The 5,687-nt window shown below is 66.7% G+C and carries 5 protein-coding genes; 3 read left to right on the forward strand and 2 right to left on the reverse strand.

Annotation, left to right across the window (positions count from 1 at the left end):
• Positions 1–194: 194 nt before the first annotated feature.
• On the reverse strand, positions 195–1,493 hold the full coding sequence (locus AC08OP_RS12015; RefSeq protein WP_476614267.1) for an MFS transporter: 1,299 nt from the start codon (positions 1,491–1,493) through the stop codon (positions 195–197).
• A 159-nt stretch (positions 1,494–1,652) separates the two neighbouring features.
• Positions 1,653–2,810: a PucR family transcriptional regulator gene (locus AC08OP_RS12020; protein WP_476614268.1), complete on the reverse strand. Its 1,158-nt coding sequence runs from the start codon at positions 2,808–2,810 to the stop codon at positions 1,653–1,655.
• A gap of 227 nt (positions 2,811–3,037) precedes the next feature.
• Between AC08OP_RS12020 and AC08OP_RS12025 the strand changes: the two genes are divergently transcribed.
• From AC08OP_RS12025 to AC08OP_RS12035, 3 genes are all read left to right on the forward strand, one after another.
• Positions 3,038–3,526 carry a 2,4'-dihydroxyacetophenone dioxygenase family protein gene (locus AC08OP_RS12025; RefSeq protein WP_476614269.1) on the forward strand — a complete coding sequence of 163 codons (489 nt, stop codon included), beginning with the start codon at positions 3,038–3,040 and terminating at the stop codon, positions 3,524–3,526.
• A 540-nt stretch (positions 3,527–4,066) separates the two neighbouring features.
• The gene (locus AC08OP_RS12030; RefSeq protein WP_476614270.1) at positions 4,067–4,468 is read left to right on the forward strand and encodes a transposase; all 402 of its coding nucleotides are present in this window, start codon (positions 4,067–4,069) and stop codon (positions 4,466–4,468) included.
• Between the two features lie 85 nt (positions 4,469–4,553).
• Positions 4,554–5,612: an AraC family transcriptional regulator gene (locus AC08OP_RS12035; RefSeq protein ID WP_476614271.1), complete on the forward strand. Its 1,059-nt coding sequence runs from the start codon at positions 4,554–4,556 to the stop codon at positions 5,610–5,612.
• Positions 5,613–5,687 lie beyond the last annotated feature (75 nt).

The following is a 5,687-nucleotide window of genomic DNA, read 5'->3' on the forward strand; positions in this document are numbered from 1 at the left end:
AAAAGGGCTCGAGGCGGCCGGCGCGCCGGACCGCACCATGATATGGGCGATGGTGGAGACACCTGGTGCCATCCTGCGCGCCCAGGAGATGCGACAGCCTCTCCACCGCGGTGGAAGCACCGCGGTGGAAGCCACCGCCGTCCTCTGCCAGCGTGATCCAGACTCTCGGACCCGCGGGCGATGTCTCCTGTCGGTCAGTGCAGGGGCCGGTGCGCGGTCTCGGGGAGCCGGCTGAAGACCACGGTGCTGACCAGGGCGACGGCGGTGACGTACCAGCCGAAGGATGCGGGGTGGCCGATGTCCACGAGGTAGGTGGCGACGTAGGGGCCGGTGCCGCCGAAGAGGGCGACGGCGAGCGCATAGGGGAACCCGATACCGGAGCTGCGCAGGCGTGCCGGGAACAGCTCGGCGACCACCGCGCTCGAGATGCACGACCAGCAGGCGAGGAACACCAGCCCCATGATTTGAACCAGGAGCAGCCTGGTGGTCGAGCCGTCCAGGAGGGCCAGCATCGGAACCGTGCCGACCACGAAGAAGGTGCCGAAGGTGAGCAGCATCGGCCGCCTGCCGACGCGGTCCGAGATCGCTCCGAAGACCGGCTGCAGGGCGAGGAAGATGGTCAGCGCGACGACACCGGAGAGCAGGCCGTGCTTGAGGTTGGAGCCCACCGTGATGTTCGCGTACGTCGGCAGGTAGGCGGTCCATACATAGAACACCAGCGCCGGGGCCGCGGTCAGCCCGAACACCTGGAGGGATTCCCTGGGGTGCCGGCGGAGGAACTCGAACATGTCGGCACGACGGGCACCGGCCGGCTCGTCCGCCGTCTTGGTGAGGGTCTCCTTGGCGTGCGTCCGGATCCACATGCCGACCACGGCCGCGACCGAGCCGAGCAGGAAGGGGATCCTCCAGCCCCAGCTGGTCATGTTCTGCGAGTCCAGCGTGCTGGCGAGTAAGGCGCTGATCCCGATCGCCGCCAGGTTGGCCGAGGTCGCACTGATGTAGAAGAAGCTCGAGTACAGCCCCCGACGGCCATCCGGTGCGGACTCGATGAGAAACGCGCTTCCCGCGGCATACTCGCCCCCCGCGGAGGCACCCTGGATCAGCCGGGCCAGCAGGAGCAGCGCCGGGGCGGCGACCCCGACCTGCTCGTAGGTGGGGGCAAGCCCGATGATGAGACTGCCCAGGCCCATGCCCATAATCGTGGTGCTAAGCGTCCTGCGGCGGCCGATCCGGTCGGCGAGAATCCCGAGGATCAGCGCTCCGACCGGGCGGGCGAAGAATCCGACGGCGAAGATCGCTAACGTCGACATCAGCGGCACCAGGCTGCCTCCCGGGCTGGCCGGGAAGAACTGCGTGGAGAAGTACACCGCAAGCATCGAGTAGATGTACCAGTCGAACCATTCGACGGCGTTGCCGACGGAGGCGGCCAGGAGCTGCCGATAGTGGTTGGTCCGTTCCCGGAGGCCGGTTGTTGCTGTCATCGAAGCGGTCATGGGTTGCTCTCCTGTTGGGCGGCGGCTGAGACCACCAGCTCGGGACGTCGAGCTCTGATGGGCCCGATAGCGGGTACGGATTCCCAACAGGATGTGGCGTGTGACACATCGGAGGCTACGGGCGGGATGCCAACGCGGCGCCCCTTGCTTCGTATGCGGCTACGAAACCAGCGGGGCTGCCGTCTCCGCGTGGAAGGCCCAGGACAGTTCCACCAGGGTGTCGGTGTCGTCCAGGGACCGCCCGGTCAGCTCCTCGAACCGGGCTAGCCGGTAGCGCAGCGTGTTGACGTGTATGTGCAGCGCCTCGGCGGTCCGCGGGATGTTACGGCCATTGGCCAGGTAGCAGCGGAGCGACTCGACGACTTCCTCCCCGAACGCACCGGTGTCCCGGAGCGGCTGGAGGTAGCGGGCCCGCATCAGTGCGGTCACGTCCGCCGCGCGCGGCACGGCCACCCGCCAGCCGAGGCCCTCGAGGGTGTGCACGCCCTCGTTGTGGCGCAGTCGGGCCGCGGCCAAGACGTCGTTGGCCACCGAGAAGGACGTCGCGACCCGGTCCAGCGGCCCCTCGGGCCCGGCGGCGACCAGCAGCCCCGGGACCGCGGGTGGCAGCCCCGACACGATCCCCACGAGCCGGCCTTGGGAGGGCACCAGGAGCAGGACCACGTTGCTGCGCCGGCATCCCTGGTTGATCAGGTTGAGGGCCTGGTCCAGCTCCGCTTCCGGTAAGGCGGCAGTGCACACCGCCCGCAGGTGTGTGTCGCGCCGCACGTGGTAGCGGATGCACCCCTGCTCAATCTGCGTCGGCGACAGGGTGCCGGCGAGCAGCCCGGCGAGCCATTCGTCCCTGCGCCTTCGGTCCGCCACCGCATGCGACAGGCCGTACTCGCGGTAGGCGCTCGCCGCACGAGCGGAGAACACGTCACTCAGCTTCCACAGCAGCGAGGTGAGGGTGAGTGACTCGGGGTGGTCGACCCCGAACTCCTGGGCGCGATCCACCAGCCGGTCCTGGATGCTCGCTATGCAGCTGCGGAAGCCGCCCATGATGTCCTCGATCGGCACGCCCTGCTGGAGCCGTTCCAGCGTTGTGCGCTCGGCCTGCCAGATCTCCGAGCTCGGCGGCACGACGCCCGCCCGCAGGGTGCGGCACGCCAGCACGACGTTGCGGTGGATGCTCGTCACCAGCGCCTCGGTCGGGACCACCTCATAGGCCGGGATCTCGCGCCGGACACGCTCGATCGTGGGATCCACCAGTCCCTCGTCGCGTTCCAGCGCAGCGGTGAGTTCTCGCACACGGTCGTCGGACGTCCGCATCATCATGGGGTTATCCTGCCCGGCGGTGTCGTCGGCACCCCGGTCCTCGCCCCAACGGCGCGCGTGGCACCCGCGCTTGTCGCGCGTGTTCAGGGATCTGTCACCGCTGTTCTATCTCGGATCTTTTGGTGGGTCCAGAATCAAACCCTACCGCTCACCTAGCCGGCCGTTCCCCGCCGGATCCAGACGATTCCGAAGGCAGGGATCGACGCCAATCTCCCGAGGAGACGCAGATGACGACACTGGTCAATCCCCTCCAACATTTCGCTCCAACGCACACGGGAGTCGACGATCTTCCGTGGGTTCCGTTCACGCCTTACACGAACGAGGTGGAATTAAAGATCCTTCATGTGGATCTGGTCAAGAGCGAGACACAAATGCTTCTGCGGGCGCCGGGGGGAGCCTCGCTGGGTGTGCACGACCATTATGGTCGCGTGCTTGTCTACACCATTCGAGGGAAATGGCGGTACGCGGAGCACGCCTGGGTGTCGGGGCCGGGTGACTTCGTGTACGAGGTCGCCAACAGCAGGCACACGTTCATTGTGGAGCCTGACGAGGGCATCGAGGTGTTCATCTCGGTTGAAGGAGCTATTGCTTTCCTCGGCCCAAACGACGAGATCATCGGCATCGAGCAGGCCCATACGTTCGCCGAGCGATACAACGAGTACTGCAGGAAGCACGGGATCATCCCGGTTGACCTGACCAGCTTCGCCCGCTCATAGCCAGTCGGTCGCTACTCGTACACCACGGGCGTGGAGTCCACTACCGCGACTTACCTGGGCTTCCCGCACGTCTTTCCACTGCTTATGCGGCCCTACACGGTTGGCCGGGAGCCGTGTTTGAACACCAGCGTTCAGTGACCGCCTGCTGTGACGGGGTGTGACCGTGCAGGGCTCGGGGAAAGGGACACACCCGCCGATGACGAACGGCCAGGTCAGCGACCTGGCGTCGGCCGGTTCGCACGGCCGGCGGGCGTCGGCCGTGCGAACCGGCTGTCGCTGCGGGCGGCGCTGCCCGACGTGTCGGTGCTCGGGATCGATGACCAGCGGCGCGGCTCGCCGCGTTTCCACCGCGACCCGCTCACCGGGGCGTGGGTGACCGACGCCGACCGCTGGCAGACGGTGCTCATCGACTCCGCCGCGGCCGTGCCACCAACCCCGAGTACACGATCAAAGACCTGCTGCTGTGGGGCCCGGATGCGCTTTCCGACCGCGGGCGCCGCCGCATCCTCGAGACCTTCACGGTTCTCGAGGACCTCGACGGTGAGGCCGCCCACGCGCTGCGCACCGCCTGGAACGCCAAGAATCTGCTGCTCGACCTGCTCGCGCTCTCCCCGGCCCGCACCGGCGTCGCGACCACCCCGCACCGACATCGCCAGGGCCCTGACCAGGTTCCTCGGCTACTGCGCGACCTTCGGAAAGGACGTCCCCGAGGTCGTCACCCTTGCCGAGAGGATCTCCGGCTGGCGCAACGAGATCGCCACCGCGATCCTCCTCGGGCTCTCCAACGCCGCCGAGGCCGTCAACCGGGTCACCAAGCTCGTCTACCGCACCGCCTTCGGCCTGCGCAACGTCCCGAACCAGCAGCGCCGCGCCAGCTACGCCACCACCCGAAGTAGCCGCCCCGACTGGCTACCCGCCACCACCCACCCCAACGTCCAATAACCGGCCAGCTACGACTCCCGGTGAACTGCGTAGAGCCGCTTATGCTTGCAGGCGCGGCGGCCCAGGTTCCCGGTAGGAGGTCATCATGCGGACCTACGAGATGTACGACCTTGTCGATGTACCCCATCGCGACCGTCCTGGACGCTGGGAGGAGATCCTGGGCAGCACGGTGACGCCATTCCACACTGATGTTCCTCCAGGGAAATTACCCTACCGTGCCTCGATTGAGCGTCGCTGGTTCGATGACATCGCGCTGCTGGAGATCGCATGTGATCCGTGTAGGGGTGAACGTAGTCGAAGTCTGATCAGCCGGACCAGCGAGGAAAATATTGCGATCTTCTTCGCTACCGCTGGGACTGAACGGCTTGCCATCGAGGACAAGAAGATTGTTGTCACTCCGGGCAGCTTCGTGGCTTGGAACAGCACGCAAAGGATGCGGTTCGAAGTTGTCGAGCACTTCCGCAAAATTACCCTGGTAATGCCGAGGGTGGCGCTGGAAGAGGTCTTGGAGAGCCCGTGGTTGGAAGCCGACCTCGTGGTGGACGTGAACGCTCCCGCGATCAGGTTGTTGCGCAGTTATATCGCCTCACTTGCCAGCCTCCCGCACGAGATTCCCGCCCCCACCATAACGGCGGCCCGCAACGCGGCATTGGAGTTGGTGGCCGCGGCGGTGCGCCCCGAGGCCACGTTCACGAATGCGATCACTGGGGAAGCGCTGCGGCTCGCAGTGGAACGCTGGCTAGCTCGAAACCTTGGCCACCGCGACGTCAGTGCCGCTGCGGCGGCCGCTGCGCAGTGTGTGTCTGTCCGCACGCTGCAGCGCGGCTTCGCCGCGACAGGAAACAGCTACAGCGCCGTCGTCCGCTCCCAGCGACTCGCACGAGCCCGCCGGGACCTGATCGAGGGATCATGCTCTATTCAGGCGATCGCCAGCCGTTGGGGTTTTGCGGACACGAGTCACTTCTGTCGAGAATTCAAACGGCTGTATGGTGCGACGCCGACTTGTTACCGTGATTCGGTCGCCTTATCGTTCGCCCACGTGGGCGAGCCCGATTTTCGGGACGATCCGGACGGTGGAGCGCAGCCCTCCGGAACCTCCAGAACCGCGTCCCAGACGTCCAAGACGTCCAGGCTGCATGACTGATCGCGTCGTCCGTCCGGTCGGCACTTGTCCCGGATGTCCAGGACGGGCCGGACTGGCGGCGGGTCAGGTCGGGGG

Source organism: Frankia sp. CeRuru1 (genome assembly GCF_977966315.1).

Excerpts from the sequence above, each read along its gene's own strand:
- AC08OP_RS12015 (WP_476614267.1), bottom strand. The coding sequence starts at position 1,493 with ATGACCGCTTCGATGACAGCAACAACCGGCCTCCGGGAACGGACCAAC.
- AC08OP_RS12020 (WP_476614268.1), bottom strand. The coding sequence starts at position 2,810 with ATGATGATGCGGACGTCCGACGACCGTGTGCGAGAACTCACCGCTGCG.
- AC08OP_RS12025 (WP_476614269.1), top strand. The coding sequence starts at position 3,038 with ATGACGACACTGGTCAATCCCCTCCAACATTTCGCTCCAACGCACACG.
- AC08OP_RS12035 (WP_476614271.1), top strand. The coding sequence starts at position 4,554 with ATGCGGACCTACGAGATGTACGACCTTGTCGATGTACCCCATCGCGAC.